This is a genomic window from Rhizobium mulingense (assembly GCF_029194105.1).
GTDB classification, from domain to species: Bacteria; Pseudomonadota; Alphaproteobacteria; order Rhizobiales; family Rhizobiaceae; genus Rhizobium; species Rhizobium mulingense.
Genome location: NZ_JARFVE010000028.1, coordinates 1 through 18,173, shown reverse-complemented (window position 1 = coordinate 18,173; position 18,173 = coordinate 1). Strand labels below are relative to the sequence as shown.

At 58.1% G+C, this 18,173-nt stretch carries 13 protein-coding genes and 6 pseudogenes; 11 read left to right on the top strand and 8 right to left on the bottom strand.

All coding sequences use genetic code 11. The features are described 5' to 3' along the window. Positions 1–419: 419 nt before the first annotated feature. Complete coding sequence (locus PYR71_RS29895; RefSeq protein WP_016737400.1) at positions 420–2,864, bottom strand: beta-glucosidase; 2,445 nt, start codon at positions 2,862–2,864, stop codon at positions 420–422. Between the two features lie 468 nt (positions 2,865–3,332). On the opposite strand from PYR71_RS29895, the pseudogene PYR71_RS29890 reads away from it, so the two are divergent. After that, positions 3,333–3,513: pseudogene (locus PYR71_RS29890) on the top strand (hypothetical protein); the annotation flags it as partial. Positions 3,514–3,922: 409 nt separating this feature from the next. Here PYR71_RS29890 and PYR71_RS29885 read toward each other — a convergent pair. The 3 genes from PYR71_RS29885 to PYR71_RS31105 form a co-directional block, all read right to left on the bottom strand. Then, positions 3,923–4,789, bottom strand: coding sequence for an ISAs1 family transposase (locus tag PYR71_RS29885; RefSeq protein ID WP_237353186.1), 867 nt, complete (start codon positions 4,787–4,789; stop codon positions 3,923–3,925). 287 nt (positions 4,790–5,076) lie between these two features. Beyond that, positions 5,077–5,982, bottom strand: a complete 906-nt coding sequence (locus PYR71_RS29880) for a LysR family transcriptional regulator (protein ID WP_004674388.1) — start codon at positions 5,980–5,982, stop codon at positions 5,077–5,079. Between the two features lie 131 nt (positions 5,983–6,113). After that, positions 6,114–7,850 (bottom strand): SDR family NAD(P)-dependent oxidoreductase, encoded by a 1,737-nt coding sequence (locus PYR71_RS31105; protein ID WP_225884156.1) that lies wholly within the window; start codon positions 7,848–7,850, stop codon positions 6,114–6,116. 467 nt (positions 7,851–8,317) lie between these two features. Here PYR71_RS31105 and PYR71_RS29870 point away from each other — a divergent pair, with 467 nt between their 5' ends. From PYR71_RS29870 to PYR71_RS29850, 5 genes are all read left to right on the top strand, one after another. Next, entirely contained in the window at positions 8,318–9,169 is an 852-nt protein-coding gene (locus PYR71_RS29870) for an SDR family NAD(P)-dependent oxidoreductase (protein ID WP_008534165.1), read from the top strand. A 7-nt stretch (positions 9,170–9,176) separates the two neighbouring features. After that, positions 9,177–9,902 carry a RibD family protein gene (locus PYR71_RS29865; RefSeq protein ID WP_225884158.1) on the top strand — a complete coding sequence of 242 codons (726 nt, stop codon included), beginning with the start codon at positions 9,177–9,179 and terminating at the stop codon, positions 9,900–9,902. 22 nt (positions 9,903–9,924) lie between these two features. After that, the gene (locus PYR71_RS29860) at positions 9,925–10,047 is read left to right on the top strand and encodes a hypothetical protein (RefSeq protein ID WP_009982859.1); all 123 of its coding nucleotides are present in this window, start codon (positions 9,925–9,927) and stop codon (positions 10,045–10,047) included. Positions 10,048–10,527: 480 nt separating this feature from the next. Next, a complete protein-coding gene (locus PYR71_RS29855; protein WP_016737399.1) occupies positions 10,528–12,477 on the top strand; it encodes a multicopper oxidase family protein in 1,950 nt (649 codons plus the stop codon). Positions 12,478–12,503: 26 nt separating this feature from the next. Beyond that, positions 12,504–12,896: a hypothetical protein gene (locus PYR71_RS29850; protein ID WP_004674379.1), complete on the top strand. Its 393-nt coding sequence runs from the start codon at positions 12,504–12,506 to the stop codon at positions 12,894–12,896. A gap of 77 nt (positions 12,897–12,973) precedes the next feature. Here PYR71_RS29850 and PYR71_RS29845 read toward each other — a convergent pair. The 4 genes and pseudogenes from PYR71_RS29845 to PYR71_RS29830 form a co-directional block, all read right to left on the bottom strand. Beyond that, positions 12,974–13,641, bottom strand: a pseudogene (locus PYR71_RS29845) (transposase domain-containing protein); the annotation flags it as partial. Positions 13,642–13,688: 47 nt separating this feature from the next. Next, a complete protein-coding gene (locus PYR71_RS29840) occupies positions 13,689–13,976 on the bottom strand; it encodes a hypothetical protein (RefSeq protein WP_008534161.1) in 288 nt (95 codons plus the stop codon). 326 nt (positions 13,977–14,302) lie between these two features. Beyond that, positions 14,303–14,530 (bottom strand): annotated as a pseudogene (tnpB, locus tag PYR71_RS29835) (IS66 family insertion sequence element accessory protein TnpB); the annotation flags it as partial. Positions 14,531–14,747: 217 nt separating this feature from the next. Further along, on the bottom strand, positions 14,748–15,215 hold the full coding sequence (locus tag PYR71_RS29830; protein ID WP_004674376.1) for an avidin/streptavidin family protein: 468 nt from the start codon (positions 15,213–15,215) through the stop codon (positions 14,748–14,750). Between the two features lie 209 nt (positions 15,216–15,424). Between PYR71_RS29830 and PYR71_RS31100 the strand changes: the two are divergent. The 5 genes and pseudogenes from PYR71_RS31100 to PYR71_RS29800 all read left to right on the top strand — a co-directional run. Beyond that, positions 15,425–15,583: pseudogene (locus tag PYR71_RS31100) on the top strand (transposase domain-containing protein); the annotation flags it as partial. A 200-nt stretch (positions 15,584–15,783) separates the two neighbouring features. Next, positions 15,784–16,002 (top strand): annotated as a pseudogene (locus PYR71_RS29820) (FAD binding domain-containing protein); the annotation flags it as partial. A 604-nt stretch (positions 16,003–16,606) separates the two neighbouring features. Further along, positions 16,607–16,885 carry a (2Fe-2S)-binding protein gene (locus PYR71_RS30915; protein ID WP_008534159.1) on the top strand — a complete coding sequence of 93 codons (279 nt, stop codon included), beginning with the start codon at positions 16,607–16,609 and terminating at the stop codon, positions 16,883–16,885. A 1-nt stretch (position 16,886) separates the two neighbouring features. Next, positions 16,887–17,648, top strand: coding sequence for an N-acyl homoserine lactonase family protein (locus PYR71_RS29805; RefSeq protein ID WP_004674371.1), 762 nt, complete (start codon positions 16,887–16,889; stop codon positions 17,646–17,648). Beyond that, positions 17,645–17,969: pseudogene (locus PYR71_RS29800) on the top strand (xanthine dehydrogenase family protein molybdopterin-binding subunit); the annotation flags it as partial. The gene PYR71_RS29805 and the pseudogene PYR71_RS29800, both read left to right, overlap by 4 nt. Positions 17,970–18,173 lie beyond the last annotated feature (204 nt).

Here is an 18,173-nt window from a genome sequence, read left to right as displayed (position 1 = left end):
CAGATGAAATCTGAGGGGGGTCAAAATTGGACGCCGATTACCCCGCCAAGGGGGTCAAATTTGCACGCCGAAACACACTCACACCGCGCCACTTGGCGTATTCAAAACCGCCGAGGCTCTAATCGCCGCCGGATGAAAATTCAGTGGCAGGTCACCTCTTCCATCCCTTGGTGTCCACCTATTTGGGTGGACACCTCATGCCAAAGCTCACTCAATTGCAGAAGGTGCGGAGAAAATCGCGCTTACGATCGTTCAGAAAACATTGCCTGTTTTTGGAGGCGCAGGCGGTGTTTGGCCGGGCCATTAACCAAGTACCGGTTTTGAGGCATTCTCTCACTCAACTCACCCAGCTTCACCGCCAAAACTGCATACGTTGGAACTCAACCACTGCCCAATATGGTCATTGATTTGCGGCACATTCAGAGCGCCAAGACAGCGCCCTTTTGCGTGACAGTTAAACTCAAACGGATGTCGGTGGCCGAGAACCCAGCCATCACTGCAAATTCCCCCGCCTCTATCCGCCAACGCCGCTCGGTCGTGTCGAAGAAGGCAAATGTTCGGGCGTCAAGTATGAAACGCAACCTTCGTTTCTCACCGGGTTCCAGGGCAATTTTCGAGAAGGCTTTCAGCTCTTTAACCGGTCTGGGTATAGATGCTTCAACATCGCCGACATAGATTTGCACCACTGCCGAACCTGGCCGCTCGCTGATGTTGGTCAATTCCAGTGTCACTGTCACCGCGCCGGCAGCGTCCGGTAGCCCTACCGTCAGGTCCGACATCGCAAAGCTTGAATAACCGAGACCATGACCGAACGGGAACAGCGGCTTAATGCCGTGGCGGTCGTAGTGCCGATAACCGACGAACACACCTTCGTCATATCGCACATGGCCGTCCTTACCTGGATAGACCGCGTCATCCTCGGTATGTGTGGGGTTGTCAGCCCAGCGCACGGGGAAGGTCTGTGCCAGTCGGCCCGAGGGCTCGGCCTTGCCGAGGAGCACATCGGCGATCGCGTTGCCAGCCTCCTGTCCGGGATACCAGCATTGCAGTACTGCACGAGCACCGGAAAGCCAGGGCATTTCCACCGGTCCACCGGTTTGTAGTACGACGATCGTGTTCGGATTGGCCGCAATTACCGCCTCAACAAGCTGGTTCTGCAGACCGGGAAGTGCAATACCGCGAAGATCGGAGCCCTCGGTATCCCAGTCGCCCGTTCTGCCCACGAAGACTACCGCATGATCAGCCTTTGCCGCGACGGCTGCTGCCTCGGCAATCTCCGCTTCGGCCGAAAATCTGCCTATTCCTACCCGAATTGCAGCGATATAGAGGTTGACGTGGTCGTGCCGGGCGTACTCGGCGACGACCTCGTATGTACGGCCGGCTTCGAGCGTGATTTCACCCACGACCTCTTCGCAGCCTTCTTCAAAGAATGTGGTACCACGTATCCAGGAAGCCCAAGCGTCCACCACAAGTCTGCCGTCCACATAGACCCGGCCAAGCCCGGCCGAGGTTAGTCCGACGCGATAGATGCCGGCTTCCGAGGCTGTGAAGATGGTGCGCATTCTAGCCGAAAAGCGAAGGGGATCGACAAAGCCCTCGGCCACGGGGGGCAACCATACACCAAGGCTCGACGGTTCCTCGACGACCTTCACCGGTTCGCCAGCTAGCTCCCTTCCTTGGAAAAACTCGAAGGTTGTGGGGTTTTCGATTAGCGGCTGAAACCGATAATTGTTGCAACCCTGAGCGTAGCACAGATTCTCCTCACCCAGCGCGTCCACCAGCCCCTGCCACGGACTGATGACATAGTGAGGGTTCAACTGCGCCGAGCCGCCTCCCATCACCTGCGCGACCTTAGCATTGGGTCCAATGATGGCGACCATACCTTGCTGAGCCAATGGCAGGACCCCGTCATTCTGTAGCAGAACTGCGCTTTCCGCTCCCGCGCGCCTGATCAATGCCCTATGTTCCGGTCGATCAATGGCGTACTCCTTAAACTCGCGATGATCGTTGATAGCGCCGGTGCGTTCCATCAAAGTCAGGATATTGCGCACACAGGCGCGGATCGTCTCGACACTAACCTCGCCGCCTTCGACCGCAGCCAGTAGCTTGGAGCCGCGATCGCGAGTCGGGCCCGGCATCTCCAGATCCAGCCCGGCATTCACGGTGGGTGCGGTCGAACGCGAGCCGAACCAGTCCGACATCACCACGCCGTTAAAACCCCAGTCACCGCGCAGAACCTCGTTCAACAGCCAATGGCTTTCCGCCGTGTAAGTACCGTTTAGCTTGTTATACGAAGACATCACGGCCCAGACCTTTGCCCGCTTCACCGCCGTCTCAAAGGGTATCAGGTAGACTTCGCGCAGCGTGCGTTCATCGATATCTGAAGAGATGGTTGTACGTTCAATCTCGGACTCGTTGCCGACGAAATGTTTTATCGTGGCACCGACTTTCGTGGACTGCAGACCTTCGATATAGCCGACTGCAAGTTCCGCCGTCAGGATCGGATCCTCAGAGAAGCACTCAAAGTTGCGGCCGTTTGTGACGCTACGCTGGATGTTAACGGTGGGGGCTAACGAGACGTGGGCACCTTTTGAAAGAACCTCGTCACCTAGGGCACTGCCGATTTCCTTGGCTAGATCCGGGTTCCAACTCGCTCCGATGGCGATGCCCACCGGGAAAGCCGCTGCAGTCACACCTCCGACAAAAGACCCCGCCCCGCGGGCGCCGTTGGGGCCGTCGGTCAAGCGCAATCTCCCTATCCCTAGGCGGTCGATGGGCGGTAAAGACCAGAACGTATCGCCGGAAAGTAGCGAGACCTGCTCCGCCAAGGTCATATTATCGAGTAATGCTTTCTTATCAATCATCTTCTCTGCTTCTTGAATCTCGATACTTACCTGTCCCAGATCGGCATCTCGAGATGCATATTGGGGAAGCTGGTGATCTCGGCGCCATGGAGCCGTCCATCCATAAAAAGGACGCCCGTTTGTTCATCAAGGCGTCGCGTCCCGCCGTCGCGAGGACGACGACATGTTCGAAGCCTTCACATAGCCGAGATGCGGTCACCGCTTTCCATTGAAAACAAGGGACATCGCGGCAATCGATTTCAGCAGTGAAAGTTGTGCCGGCTGCGGCAGCGCCGGTTCTGTTACGGAGTTATTCCTCCGCAAGTTTGTGAGACAGTTTGAACCTTAGCAAGCTTTATCAGACAATCTGTTGACAGACAACCTCGGTCGCGCAGCTTTCGTGTCGTCATTGATGATTCGATGCTTCCCTCGGAGGCGGATCCCGATTGATGAAGTTTCTTCGCCGCCTATGGACAAGGATCGACCACAATGGACAGGCTGTTGTCCCGTTTCCGGCTACAGAGTAATCATTTTCGTACTGTCTTTCATAATCAGCATTTGCGCGGTGGGGTTTTCGGGGCACTACGCCGCGGGTCTCCTACAAGGCCGCCTGGAAACCTCGAGCGAGGTGATGCAGGTGCTCTCGGGTTTCCGTGACGTCTCCGCCTCGTCCGTCTGCATCGCCCTCACGCCGTGCTTGAATCCTCCCTACATATGCAGGCATTCCCGGTTGATATCGATCCAGATTGTCTGAGAGCTACCAGTATTCGTTGATCCTGCCGTTATAGCTTTGCCTGCTCGTCTGCACAAATTTAGATATCGAGAGATCAAAAACGGGCGCCTGGAGGAGAGCCGTGGCAGTACCGCATTCGTACCGGCTGGTCGTGTCAGACAGCCGAAGACTTGCGGATTCTCTACCATCATGGATGGCCTCCGCTCAGAGAGGGATCGGAGGCTGTCACGTATTTTTTTCCGCTTTCGGCATGTTAAAGGATGCCAGGCGATCTTGCTGCCAATTATTTTTCTGGCTGCGAGCGACCGCTTTCTGCCGGCACTCAAATTCCCCTGGTGAAGCAGGGCTATCGCATATGAGCGATGATAGAGATGAGGAACTGATCGTCCCACCCTGCGTTCTTGATCTTTCGACGAATGGAGGCCTTATCTGGATGGGCTCGGATGAGGTTGAGGGCAATCTTTCGTAACAGAGCAATGTTTGCCGGTCCGTGATCCTTACGGTTTCTGGCGGCATCCTCGCGGAACTGGACGTCGAGCACCCAGTGCAGTTTGTTTTCGATCTGCCAATGAGTTCTGGTTACCTCGATCAGGGCGGCAGCCGACATGATGGTGGAGAGCAGGAAGTAGCGGACATGGCTGGTCAGACGGCCATCGGCATGACGGCTTGTGGCCTCGACGGATCCGATGGCCTGCAGGCCGGGGAAGTCGATGTCATTGACGGCGACGATGCAGGCACGGCGTCTTTCGCAGCGGTCATGGTCATTCTCGGCGGCGGTCTGGACGCCGAGTGGCTCGACGTCGTCCAGACGAGCAATCGTCTGTGCCAGGAGGCCGGGCTGATTGGCCTTCAACGCCAGGGCATAGTCGCCGCCGGCGGAAAGGATGGCATGAGCGGTATCGGCGCGGCAATGCAGGGCATCGGCGGTGACGATGGCACCTTCCAGCGACAAAAGCGCAAGCGCATCGAGCGCCCCTTGGACCTCGTTGCGGCCCGGCGCGGTCTGTTGGCCGATGACCAGGCCGCAACCGGCAGCCCAGACCTTGACGAGGGGCAGCGGCGGCGCCTCGTACCGCCTTGCCGTCGACCGCCACCACGCCTTCCATGCCCTTTGCAAAGGCTTCGGTAAAGCGGCTTCGAAGGCAACCTGATTGAGGCAGCGGAAAACGGTGGAGAAGGTGCCATGGCCGGCGATGCCATAGGGCAGCGGCACGATCGTCTTGAGCCACTTCTTTTTGGAAACGCCGAATCGGCCATGTCGGCGCAGCTTTCGGCGCCGCAAACGATCGCGGCAATGGCAATGAACAGGATCGACATCAGCGGATGACGTGTGTTGCGCCCCGAGGGTCGGGCAGATCTTTTAAAACAGGTGGCAAATCGATTCATCCGAACCTCCAAATTATCGGAGAGTTCTTGAGTCGATTTGCCTCAGCAAAACAACTCCTTACCATCCATGTGCGATTCTCCTGCCTGGTGAAGCTGTCTCGTCTGGTCGTCACTTCAATCGCCCGCAACCGGCGCCTTAAGGTAGTCGAGAAACGTCCGGAGAGCGGACGGCACCTGTCGATGCGAAACGTAGTATGCATGAAAACCCGGCCCGGTAGAGGTCCAGTCCGGCAGCACGACTTCGAGTGAACCGGCCGCAAGTTTGTCCTCGACCCGGGCCTGCAGGCAATAAAAGAGACCGCCTCCCTCCTCCGCCATGCGGATAGATAGTTCCGAATCTCCGAGCGTGAGAAGTCCCGGAACGTCGAGAGAAACCATGCGATCGCCGTCGCCAAGTTCCCATTTGCAGAGGTGATCTGTACCGGTTCGGATCCGGATGCACTCGTGCGTCAAGAGATCTTCCGGCCGCGCGGGCCGCCCTCGTTCGTTGAGATAGGCCGGAGAACCGACTACGATCCATTCGAGTTCGGATGTCAGACGCGACGCGATCATCCCCTCGGGAACCGTTCCCCCATAACGGATGCCCGCGTCAAAACCTTCGGCGACCATATCGATGAAGCGATCCTCGACGCTGACTTCGACCTCGACATCTGGGTAGCTCTTGCGAAAACTGTGCAGTCGAGGAGCGATCAGCAGCTCGGCGGCGTCACGCAGGGTGGTCACTCTCACTCTGCCCGTAGGCCCGCTCCTGAAACTGTCTAGGAGATCCATCGCAGCTTGAATGCCGAGGAAACGGGGCTCCAGTTCGGCAAGCAGCACTTCGCCGGCGGCGGTGAGACTGATGCTCCTGCTTGTCCGATGAAACAGACGGACGCCCAGACGGGCCTCCAAACCCCTGATCGAGTGGCTGAGGGCAGACCCGGAAACGCCGCGAAGCGCGGCGGCCTTTCGGAACCCCCCCGCACGCGCGATCGCGACGAAAGTTTCAAGGTCGGCCAGATCGGCCCGCGTTGATACCATGAGTTATGGATACTCGCACTTGTACTGAAAAAGATCGCCCTTGCCGGCGCCGACCTTGCTTCAGGCCGGCCGGCACCTTCAATCCTTATTTAACTGGCCCTGTATTTGGTATGTGATGGCCGAGGAAGCAGTCAAAAATTTGACCTAGTGATCCATGTTGGATCCTGCGAAGGACGGCGGAGATGGCCCGGTCGCTGAAAAACGAAAACGTCCGGGATTAGATCGTCATGCAATGAAGATCTTCGTGTCCACAGCCACGAGAGACGGCACCGGTTGGTTCCGCGAGGCGGTCTAACAGTCCCGGAGGTTCTAGTTCTGAGCTCTCGAAAACGCGGGCTACCAGTCCTGCCGGGTTGGATGGACGAAATGTCGTTGATCGTGATCTCCGGGGGCTGGTCTAGTGCATAGACCACGGCTTCAGCCATCGACGACGGCGGAATACCCTGCTTGTTGAGCTCTCCGGCGATCTTTCTGCCCGTCTCGTCATGAACCTTGTCGGCCCAGCCGGTATCGATCACGCCAGGGCTGATCATAGACACTTGGATCCCGCTACCCACGCCCACCTCCTTCCTGAGGCTTTCGGTAATACCGCGTATGAAGAACTTCGTGGCTCCGTAAACCCCTGCCGCCTCGCCGACATGAACGCCGGCGATAGAGCTCATATTCAGGATGCGGCCGGACCGGCGCTCCAACATCGACGGCAGCACCGCGGCGATCGCATGCAGATAGCCACGCAGATTGGTATCGATCATCTTGTTCCAATCGCCGACGGCGGCATCCTTCCAATAGGAAAAGAGCATGAGGCCGGCATTGTTGACCAATATATCGACCGGGCCGTACGTCGTTGTGGCGAACGCGACGAGGGCCTTGGTACTCTCAAAATCCGTGGCATCAGCAACCTTGTAGCTGGCAATACCTCCCGAACCGGTGATGTCTTCGACGATCTGACTGAGGCGTTCCTCATTGCGGCCGGCAAGGACGACGCGCGCACCTTTTTCCGCCAATCCTCTGGCGGTCGCCGCTCCAATGCCCGAGGAAGCCCCTGTGACGATGGCGACCTTGTTTTTCAGATGTGACATGACGTGCTCCTTCACTGCGGTTGGGTCAATTCGGCTTGCCGCGCGGCTTTGACGGGCTCGGGGGTCGTCCGGTTTTCCAACACCTGGCGCTTGGTTTCCTGATCTCCGCCGACGATATGGTCGATGCCGTTCATGAGAGCCTCGAACCCCTGCTGGGCGACGAGCGTCTTGTCGTTTTTTTGTTGGCCACCGAGCTTCGTACCGCCCATTCCAGCGTTCGCGTGGAAGTCGCTGTTGGTGGCGCCCGGAAGGAGTGCCGTCACCGTGACCCCGGTCGAGCGCAACTCCTCGCGCAGACGCGAACATATAACCAAATGCCTTCGACGGGCCGTAAACGGTTTCGTATGGCGTGGGCAGGGTCGCCGAAACCGAGGAGGTGATGAGAATCCTGCCGCGGCCGTTCTTGACCATATGTTGGACGACGCGTTTGGCCATATGGACGGTCCCGGTTACATTGATCGCAAGCAGGCGAAGCTCATCCTCGAGATCGTTATCGACAAAGGCGCCGCCAATACCGATACCGACGTTCAGAGCCGCGGCTTCCAAGGGGCGCCCCAGCCCGTGCGTAAAGGTCCAGAACCTCTCGACGCCATCGTACGTCGAGGCATCCGCTTTGAACGGATATGCTTCGGCATCAAGGCTTCGTAGCGCATCGGCGGCCTCGTTCACCTTGTCGCTTGAGCCTGAAATGGCGACATCGAATCCATTCTTGGCGAATTGTTTGGCAAGCTCGAAGCCTATTCCAGATGAGCCGCCCGTGATCATTGCGAGTGGTTTATTCCCTGTCATGATTTCACTCCTTTGGTTTGGTCAGCACCACGATCGTCTCGAGGCGCTGGTGACCAAATGCCCGTGGAGCCGATTGGTTACATGAGCAAAATTGATCGGGGCGGTGAGTGAAAATCATCCACCGATCTGGCAGGGACCAGGAGTGCGTTACCTTTTTGGTCCCGTCCGCGGTCGAACTGGCCAGGCATTCCCTACGTCACGAAGGCCCTTGAGTGAACACGGCTCATCGGTGCGTGCGATCCCGCTCACTTCAAGTAGCCGTCGCGCTACCCTATTCTTATAGTGCGATCGAACGGTCGTTCGCAGCCCGCGGATATGATCCGACGACCCAAGCGCCCGAGTAGCGTTGATGGACTTCTCTGCGCTGGTGCCATCGGCCGGCACGCTTCTCGGAGAAAAATTCCACGGCGACGGCTTGTCCGGCACACCTTCCAGCGGTGACGGTCCAATGACGGGAAAGACAAAAAATGAGCGAGAGAATGAACAGCGTCGTTGCTCCTGGCCGCGTTGCGGTCATCACGGGAGCTGCGAAGGGCATCGGCTTGGCAATCGCGAGGGCTCTCGCGGCCCGCGGCATGAAGCTCGCGCTGCTGGATCTCGACGCCGACGCACTTGAGGATGTTACTTCGACACTCGACACGGACATCCTGATCGTGAGCGGCGACGTATCAGATTTGTCGGCACTGACCAGGTTGCGGGACGAAACGATTTCGCGGTTTGGCGACGTGGCCGTTCTAGTAAACAACGCGGGCATAACGCAAGGAGCCGGCCCTTGGGACAATCCTGCAAAGTGGCGACGCCAGATCGATGTAAACTTCCGAGGTGTTCAGGCCGCGCAACACGTCTTCGTGCCCTACATGATCGAAGCCGGTCGCCAGTCGGCCGTTGTCAACCTCGGCTCCAAGGAAGGTATTACGACTCCTCCAGGTAACGCCGCATATTCGGTGGCGAAGGCAGCTGTCAAAGTCCTGACCGAACAGCTGTCGCACGAGCTTCTGAAGGAGACGGGAGGTCGTGTTTCGGCTCATCTCCTCGTCCCTGGCTACACGTGGACACCCATGAACATCGCACTCAAGCCGCAGGGCATTGCGAAACCCGATGAGGCATGGACCGCAGAGCAACTGGTGGAATACTTCCTGGTCCGTCTGCTCGACGAGAATTTTTACATCATCTGTCCGGATAACGCGGTTACGTCTGCGATCGATGCCAGAAGGATCCGCTGGGCGGCCGACGACATGATCCTGAACCGGCCGGCGCTTTCACGCTGGCACCCCGACTGGATGGATAAATTCGCAGCCTGGTTGAAGGCAGGTCACTGACGGTGGAATGTTTGTAGAGGAGAGTAATCCAATGCCCAGACCCTATGTAATCTGTCACATGATGTCGCCGCTGGATGGCCGATTGATCGTCAATGATTGGGCCGAGGCAACCGGCCATTCGGTCGATGAGCTCGTGAAGATCTATGACGGCCTGCATGAGAAGATCGGTGCCGACGCCTGGCTTTCGGGAAGAGCGACGGGAGAAGAGTTCGCGGACGCCGTCGACCGCCCCTATCAAGCAACCGGCACAGCCGCGCGACCGATCCATATCGCCAACCCGGACGCCGGCGAGTTCGCTGTCATCGTGGATAAGGACGGTCGGCTACGCTGGGACAAGAGCGACATTGACGGAGCTCACCTTGTGGTCCTGACAGGATCTGACGTGGATGATGCTTACCTGGCGGGCCTCACCCAGGCTGGCGTTTCCTATATCGTCTCGGAGAAAGATGGCGTCGATCTGAAAAACGCGCTTGACCTTCTTGGAACCGAGTTCGGTGTGAAGCGCTTGATGCTGGAAGGCGGGGCGCAAACCAATGGCCATTTCTTGAAGGCGGGTCTTGTTGACGAGGTCAGCCTGGTCATCTTCCCTGCGATCGGAGGCAAGTCGAATACACCGGCCATATTCGAGGGCGGCGAGGATGGGCTTGCCGGCAGGGCGAGGCTCACGTTTATCAGCGCCGAAGCCGCTGGCCTCGGCTCCGTGCATCTGAGATATCGCGTTGGACGTCCATAAGAGACGTCCATAGGAGAAGATTGTGGAAGGGCTCCCTCCTGCCGTCGTCGAAATGATCGTCGAGGAGCAGGGCGCGATACTCCTGAGCAAGCAACCTTGTTTCGAGATCATCGCGCAGCGCAGAGAGCCGGAAGAACTGGCGTAGTCTGCCCGTGGTGTCTCTCCGATTAGGCGGTGTGATGAACGGTATGTGACGCCGACATTAATGCCCGCGGCGGTGACCGCGATATGAGCGTCAAGGCGTTGCTCGAGTGCAGCTCGACAAACAAACAAGGTGAGACGCGTATTGCCGCACGTAACGATGCTCCCCACAAAAATGTCGGGCCTACTACACCTGCTGTCAGGTTTGTCAGGTGCGCGCCATGGTGCTGTTCCGCCCGACTTCCTACCGCGCTCTCGTGGAAGTCCTTGAAGCATAGGCACAAGATTCCTTCTGAGGCTCGATCCGGCCAGAGTGGCATGAGTCTTGAAACTTTCTCGTCGCGCGGCGGCAGCTGTCTTCTCCCGAGAAAGCGCGCGAGTCAAAGTCGAATTGCAGGTGAACGCATGGTGACGCAGTAGAACTTTGTGGATGCGGTTCGACCCGGGGAGAACAAAACTCCGGGCAGAGGTTTGGGAGGGTTGTTTGTCTGTGTCTGACAAAATTGCGATCTTCGGTATGGCGAGCGTTTTTTCGGTCACCCATGCGCTATTCGCAGTCGCTCAAGAGGCCAGGGCCGTGACTAACCCCCTGGCCTATATGCTGCAACCTATCACAAAATCCCAGGGGATGCTGAAAACCTTCGAACAAAGCCGGGAGACATTTCCGGGCGAGGTTCTGCTCGATATGAACGCTACCTATCTCGACCGACAGATCTACAATCCGGCCACGGCGCGCTACGACCACGTTAAACTGCGCGGCTATCAAGACGCCCGCCAGACCGGCTTATCCGGTGCCGACACGCCATTGGTTGGACCGACCATCGATCTACGGCCCGGTCAGACGGTGCGGGTAACGCTTCACAACCTGTTCCCTCAGGATTCCACCTGCGGCATCGGCGGTGGCAGTGCCAATACCCCCCATTGCTTCAACGGTACCAACCTGCATTCGCACGGTCTCTGGGTAAATCCGTCTGGCAATGGCGATAATGTGCTGATCTCAATCCGTCCCGGCGTTTCGTTCCAATATGAATACAACATCGCCGTTGAGCATCCCGCCGGCACCTTCTGGTATCACCCACACCTACACGGATCAACCGCATTGCAGGTGTCGAGTGGCATGTCCGGGGCGTTGATCATCCGTGGCGATCGCATGCCGACACCGACCGAGACTGGCGATATAGACCGCCTATTGAAGCAGCCGGGCGGCTCCGATATCGCCGAACGGGTTTTGGTGCTACAGCAGATTCAATATGCTTGCACCGATAACAATGGCGACATCACTTATGATTGCCAGCCAGGACAGGTGGGCGGCATCGAAAGCTACGATCAGTTCGGACCTGGCAGTTGGCCGGCTTCGGGCCGCTTCACCAGCGTCAACGGCCAGGTGCTTGGTCAGTTGGCATCAGCGGAGGCTGGCTCGGTCGAGCGGTGGCGGATGATACACGCCGGGGTTCGCGACACCATCAATTTCGAAATCCGGCGCAAGACCGGGACGACCGCGTTCCGCACGCTTGCGGCAGCGGACACCGACAGATGGATCGACCAGAATTGCGGCAAGGATACTATTCCGTATGGGGTGGTGGCCCAGGACGGGCTGACAATGGCGCAGGTGCAGATGCGGCAGCAAGCGATCCTGCAACCGGGCTACCGCGTTGACGCGCTGGTGGTGTTGCCAGGAGCGGGTGACTACTGCATCATCGATGGCGCCGCACCGGCAGCGGCCAGCGTCAACCAGGAGGCTCCAAGCCGACGGCTTCTCGGCATAGTCACTGCAGTAGGCGGCCATGCCGTCAATGGCGAGATCGGCACCTATCTTCAGGATTGGCTGATTTCGGCGGCTGAGCGCACGATGTCACAGAATGTCGCCGGCAAGGTTATCGATGACCTCAAGAACGAGATGTCGCTCTCAAGCTTTATTCCCCATCCGGACATCGACGCGGGCGAGGTCACCGGCGAGCAGCAACTGGTGTTTAACATCGATGTGAAACAGCCGGGTGCCACCTTCTTCGAGGTTGACGGCAAACCTTATGATCCCAACCGCATCGACCGGACGTTGCCGCTGAGCGGAGTCGACGAATGGACGCTCCGCTCGGATTTCGTCAGCCACCCATTCCATATCCATGTCAATCCGTTTCAGATCATCAAAATTGTCGATGCGGCCGGCAACGATGTCAGCGCGCTTGGCGCCGATGACGACGGCGATCCGCAATATCCAGGCTTGAAAAATGTCTGGAAGGACACGCTGTGGATCAAGAATCCCGGCACCGATCCGTCGGCGCGCTACACGATCACCGTGCGGACGCACTACCAGCGCTATATCGGCGAGTTCGTTCTGCATTGCCACATCCTCGATCATGAGGACCAGGGCATGATGCAGAACATCAGGATCACCCTGCCGGACGGCCAGGGTGGCACCGTTTCCGGCCATCATTAGGGCGTCGATCGCCATTGGGAGGAACTATGAGCTTCACTGGCACTTGGAGTTATCGCAGCCTGATCAACAATCCCGATTTATCGGTTGATTTCAATGCACTGGAATTTGGCCAGGGAACGCTGGTGCTGACCGAGTTGGCTCGGCGCAAGGTCGGCGGAACCATTGGTGGGCCCGGGTGGTCGCTGGAATTGACCGGTACGGTGCGTCCGGGAGACCCTGTCGAGCTGCAATTCACTGGAAAGGGCGATGTGGCCGGCGAGACCTGGATCTACAGCTATCGCGGCTACATCGTGCCGAACTGGCCGAATGGCGTCGATCAAAGGGACGCCATTGTCGGTAGCATCGTCCGCGACGTCCCGCATTCGCATGGGGTCGCCGCAGCCGGCTACGTTGCCTCCTGGTATGCCGTGCGACAGTGATGCTCCAGCATTTGCCGCAGCTCGAAGACATTCGGATCAACATTCACCGGCCAGGGTCTAGGTCGACGGACCGATGCCTCACATTTGAACCGCGTGCTCTGGCGGTTCAGCGGGATGTGCTGCCCGAACTTGTCGAACACGATCGTCGCCAGCAACTGAGGGCCGATGAAGCCGCGCGGGCGTCGCATGGAACGGTGCGGGAGCCTGACTGATCGCCTCGCAATCGCGGCAGGTAAATTTCTCGCGCACCGTCTCGATCACCTTGAATCGGCGCGGGATATCCTCCAGCGTTTCCGTCACATCCTCGCCCAGCTTCGACAGCCGCGAGCCGCCACAGCAGGCACATGCCGTCGGCGCTTCGATGACGATGCGTGCGCGCTCGACGTCTTTGGGCCACGCCTTGCGCACTGGACGCTTGCGGGCGAAGGCGCGCACGGACTGCGTTCTGGCCGCGGCCTCTTGGACGCTCAGTTCGTCCTCGGCGGCCTACGCCACGAGCTCTTCGAGCTGCAAATTCCAACTGATCGATCAGCCGCTGCGTGCGCTCGCGGCGCGGCCCGTGCTTCTCGCGCTCCAGCTTGCCGGTCAGCAACTGCAAATGCACGTTGAGCGCCTCAATGCTCGACAGCCGCGCCTTCGCGTTGGCCGCGTCCGCCTCAGCTTGCAGCCGCGCAGCACGTTCGGCCAGCAGCGCCGGATGAGCGCTGGCAAGGTCCGATGGCAGGGTAAGCGGCGGCAATGTCATAACGACATTGAATCAGATTTCTCAACAATTTCAATGCAAAAATTGAGTCAAACCCGGCTGGGGCGCCAGGTTTCCTGCCGTGCGCGCCAGTCAATTCCCTCCAGCGACAACGCATGTTGATGCCCCTCCTGGTGAGGCTGAATGATTCTCAGATCGAGTTGATGAATGGTACGGTTGCGAAGGTCGCGAACCGCGTTGACGACCGCTGGGGAATTTTGGAACAAATATGCTCCGGTTGATTGCTGGTCGATGAGCAGGCGCTTCCGCCTGATTTGAACGTAAATCCAATTGACGGGAATATCGAGCCTGGCGGCAAGTTGTACGGCGCTGAGCAAACTAGGTTCGTGTGTCCATCTGTTGCGCTGTGCCTTTACCTAGATGCCCGCTGCAAGGCGGAGGCGTTGCACAGTGATTGGCAAAACCTTCTCCTCACAATTGGGCGAATGGTGTCCTTCGCGCGTCAGTATTTCAGGCTTCGACATATCCCTGTGTCGCAGACACGGGTATCAGCAAGGTCGATCCACCACGATGTTCAACCTCATACGACGGCGCGAAGTTGCCGCCTCTACGTCCCACCTCACGCATCACATTAAAGGGGCGTCCAAATAACGGATGGCTCGGATCCAGCACCTCGATCTTGTCCGGTGATGATTCGTCAGACTCACAAGCAGGGATATTTCTGTAGACCTTCGAGCAGATAACCGAGCTGCGCCGGTGTGATCACCACCGTGCCGTCAGCGGCTGACGGCCAGATGAAGCGGCCGCGCTCCAGCTTCTTCGTGAACAGACAAGCGCCCTGGCCGTCACGCTAGATAAACCTTCCTCGCTCCAATTTTTTCGTGAACAGGCAGGCCCCCTGGCCATCGTGCCAAACGACCTTGATCAGATCGCCGCGTTTGCCCCAAGGCGGCGCATCCTCGGATGCTTACTTTTGTCCGGAAAGTTTTGGCCGCATTGAACTCATCAAATAAGGATTTGCGCCGCGCGGACGAGCACGCGGCGCTTTTATTCGGCAGGGAAAGCAGCTTCGTCTAAGCCTTTGGCCATATTCGATGAATTCTTGCTCCACAATCTCTGACGGGCCAGCGCCGGCAGGGCAGAGGAGATTAATCCTTCAAGAGGCTTTTGTTCTCAGTCGTCGGCACGTACTGGAAAGTGTCTTGTCCTTGCTCAATGGCCGGACCGGAGCCGCCTTCGTAAGCGAGGTTCCAGCTCGTGACTATCTCAGTGTTGTTGCCGTTGACCTGTGCGTAGCCGGTCCATCCGGTTGCGGAATTGCAGTTCTCCGTCGAATTGTTCCAGCCGACCGAAAATGCGATGAACGTCCCGTTTACCCTTCCTGTTAGCGGATAGGGCGAGTTCTGGCATCCGGTGCCCTGGGCTCTGTTTACATATTGGCCGGAGACATTTCCGAACGAGTCGACTTGAATGATCATCGTCGAGCCGGACTGGTTCTGCCAACTGCTGGAAGCCGATGCGATGCTTGAAAAATCCTTGAAGTTGCTTGCATCGAAAGCAAGAGCTGAGGTTGCTACAGCAAACACAAGTGCTGCAACTGCATTAGTACGGATCATGGTTTTTCCTCCTGATGTGCGCCGACCGTCGGCGATCGTACCGAAGGTTGCATATAAACTCGTAATAATCAATCAATCCGAGTAGCAATTTCCCGGGTTGAGAAAACCGAAAGACGGGCCGCGCGTTGCGTGGCGCGGCCCGAGAACGAGCATCAGGAGTGAAGACTTACACGATGCAAATTACGAACGGGATAGCGCAACGCTAATATTTGACCATCATTGGAACGGACAAACTGCATGGCCGCAACCCCGAGAGCTACCTCACGGACGTCCTAACCCAGATCAAAGATTAACCGGTAGATAGGCTTGAAGACCTGTTGCCGTGGAATATGCTTCCGACGGTCTCCACTGCGCAAAAGGCCGCCTGATGGCTCGTTCGATGCATATCTGCACGATCGAAGACGTGGCCACCATGACCGGCGAGAACCTCGAACTGCTCAGAGAGATCGTATCCATCCGAGCAGGGCCGCGGGATTTTGGGCGCCGCGCGTAGTAACGTCGGTTCATGGAGATCGGATCGAACTGCACGGAGATCGGGTGAGAATCGGCGCCGACGGTACGCCATCACATGACCGCGACAGACCCGATCATCCGCCAACACTTGCCGATCGTGCATGAGGCGATGCATCACGTCACCCATATGACCGTGCGCAACCGCGGCACCTTCGGCGGCAGCGTCGCGCATGCGGATCCAGCGACCGAGATGCCGATGATGACACGGTTCCTCGGTGGGACGGTCATCGCCTCCTCTCAGCGCGGCAGACGCGAAATACCTGCAGCCGATTTTTTTGTCGGATCGCTGGTCAACTCGTTGGAACCGGACGAGTTTGTAATTCGCGTCGAGCTCGACGCGATGAGACCGGATGCCGGATGGGGATTTGAGGAGTTTGCAAAACGCCACGGGGACTTCGCACTCGCTTGCTTTGCGACGACGCTGCATTGTGTAGATGGCAGGGCGTCTGACGTTCGCGTTGGCATGATGGGCGTTGGTGAAACCCCGCTGCGGCTTGAAGAGATCATCGAGGACGGATGTTTCCGAGCCGGCTCTCGATACGGTGGCGGATCGCCTGGCTGGAATCCTCACGCCCAACACGGATATCCATGCCTCTGCAGATTACCGCAGGCATCTCTCAGGCGTCCTTGCCAAACGGGCCCTTCGCGCCGCCTGGAGCCGCGCGAACCACGAAAGGCTTCAAGCAAGATGAGTGAGAAGACGATCACCGTCAGCGTCAACGAAGCGTATATGACGCGCACGATCGAAGCACGAACGCTGCTGAGCCACTTCCTGCGCCAGGATCCTTTGCCTGACCGGAACCCATGTCGGGTGCGAACATGGCGTTTGCGGTGCCTGCACCGTCATTCTCGATGGAAGGAGCGCACGCTCCTGTCTGATGCTTGCAGTGCAGGCAGACGGGAGCGAAATCGAAACCATGGCCAGGGAAGCGTCGATACTCGGACGAATCCAAGAAGCGTTCCGCCAGCATCATGGCCTGCAATGCGAATTTGTAGGCCCAGTTTCATCGTTGGCGATCATCGACCTTCTTCGCCACCATCCGCTGGAAACCGATGATAAGATCAGGGAAGCGCTCTCAGGAAACATCTGTCGTTGTACGGGCTATGAAAACATCGTCAACGCCGTCCGCGAACTGGCTAGCAAGAGAGGACCTTAAGATGAAGATGCATTTTCTCGAGGCCGGCCGCCTTCGTATGCGCCGGTCCATCTACGTCCCTGGGGCGCTGAAGGAAGAAGCGATTGAATTGCCGGTTCACGCCACCCTGATGCGCCATCCCCAAGGCAACGCGCTGTTCGATAGCGGATGCAATCCAGAGGCCGCCATCGATCCAGGCGCGCGATGGGGTGGGTTAAGCAAGGTTATGACCCCGATCTTTTCGCCAGAGCGGACGGTCGTTCATCAGTTGAAGACTCTTGCTCTCGATCCCGAGGACATAGATGTTGTGATCTGTTCACATCTGCATCCCGATCATTGCGGCTGCAACGCGTACTTTCGGCGCGCAACGATCCTCTGCCACGAAGCGGAGGCGCAGGCCGCCACGGCAAGCGGTGCAGAAAATCAAGGCTATCTTCGAGGAGAATGGGACCAGCCCCAGGGTTTCCAGACCTTCAATGCCGAGCATGACGTCTTTGGCGACGGGCGCATCGTCTTGCTGCCCATGCCGGGTCATACCCCCGGAATGACCGTCGCCCGTGTCGAGCTGGAAAAAGATGGTTCATTTATACTCGCTTCAGATGCTGCCCCGCTCCAGGCGAGCGTCGACACCGGTATCGCTCCGAGAAATACTTGGAACATCGAACTCGCCGCAGAGGCACTCGCTCGCCTGAAAGCTCTTCGGGAGCGGGGAGCTTCTATCATTTTCGGCCACGACGACGCGCAATGGCAAGAGTTGCGAAAGGGTGTGGAGTTCTACGAATGAGCCAGCAGGACCATTCCGTCGAGCTGCGGCCCAAACTTGTCGGCAAGCGGGACAAGCGCACCGAAGATCCACGTCTGCTGACGGGTGTTGGTCAGTATGTCGATGACATGGCGCCGCGGTATGTTGCATATCGCATTGCGACGCTCCGACCAGCCACATGCCCGAATCCTGAACATCGATGTCGGCGATGCGTTCTCGGTGCCCGGCGTCGTCGCGATCTATAACGCGAGCGACCTGGAAGGAGAGATCAAACCTGCCATACCGACCTCGCGTATGCCTGGTTATTACGCCACCCCCATATGGCCACTTGCACGCGGGAAAAGGTGGCCGTTCTATCGGATCGTGTCCCAGTACGTGGCGTAGGTGACGGTAGGGAGTAAAGCCGAGCGCCCGCGCGCTTCTCGTTGCGCTGTAGCGGGTGACCGGCTTTGCGGGCGGCCATCAGTGTTTTTCCGCTAGGGTCGGGTTGTTCAAGACCAACCTGACGGAAAGATCACCGATGACCAATGACATGATGAACGTGCG

What these genes read in the sequence shown, in the direction of transcription:
- PYR71_RS29895 (WP_016737400.1), bottom strand. Translation starts at nt 2,864, where the DNA reads ATGATTGATAAGAAAGCATTACTCGATAATATGACCTTGGCGGAGCAG.
- PYR71_RS29880 (WP_004674388.1), bottom strand. Translation starts at nt 5,982, where the DNA reads ATGGTATCAACGCGGGCCGATCTGGCCGACCTTGAAACTTTCGTCGCG.
- PYR71_RS31105 (WP_225884156.1), bottom strand. Translation starts at nt 7,850, where the DNA reads ATGACAGGGAATAAACCACTCGCAATGATCACGGGCGGCTCATCTGGA.
- PYR71_RS29870 (WP_008534165.1), top strand. Translation starts at nt 8,318, where the DNA reads ATGAGCGAGAGAATGAACAGCGTCGTTGCTCCTGGCCGCGTTGCGGTC.
- PYR71_RS29865 (WP_225884158.1), top strand. Translation starts at nt 9,177, where the DNA reads ATGTTTGTAGAGGAGAGTAATCCAATGCCCAGACCCTATGTAATCTGT.
- PYR71_RS29850 (WP_004674379.1), top strand. Translation starts at nt 12,504, where the DNA reads ATGAGCTTCACTGGCACTTGGAGTTATCGCAGCCTGATCAACAATCCC.
- PYR71_RS29830 (WP_004674376.1), bottom strand. Translation starts at nt 15,215, where the DNA reads ATGATCCGTACTAATGCAGTTGCAGCACTTGTGTTTGCTGTAGCAACC.
- PYR71_RS30915 (WP_008534159.1), top strand. Translation starts at nt 16,607, where the DNA reads ATGCTTGCAGTGCAGGCAGACGGGAGCGAAATCGAAACCATGGCCAGG.
- PYR71_RS29805 (WP_004674371.1), top strand. Translation starts at nt 16,887, where the DNA reads ATGAAGATGCATTTTCTCGAGGCCGGCCGCCTTCGTATGCGCCGGTCC.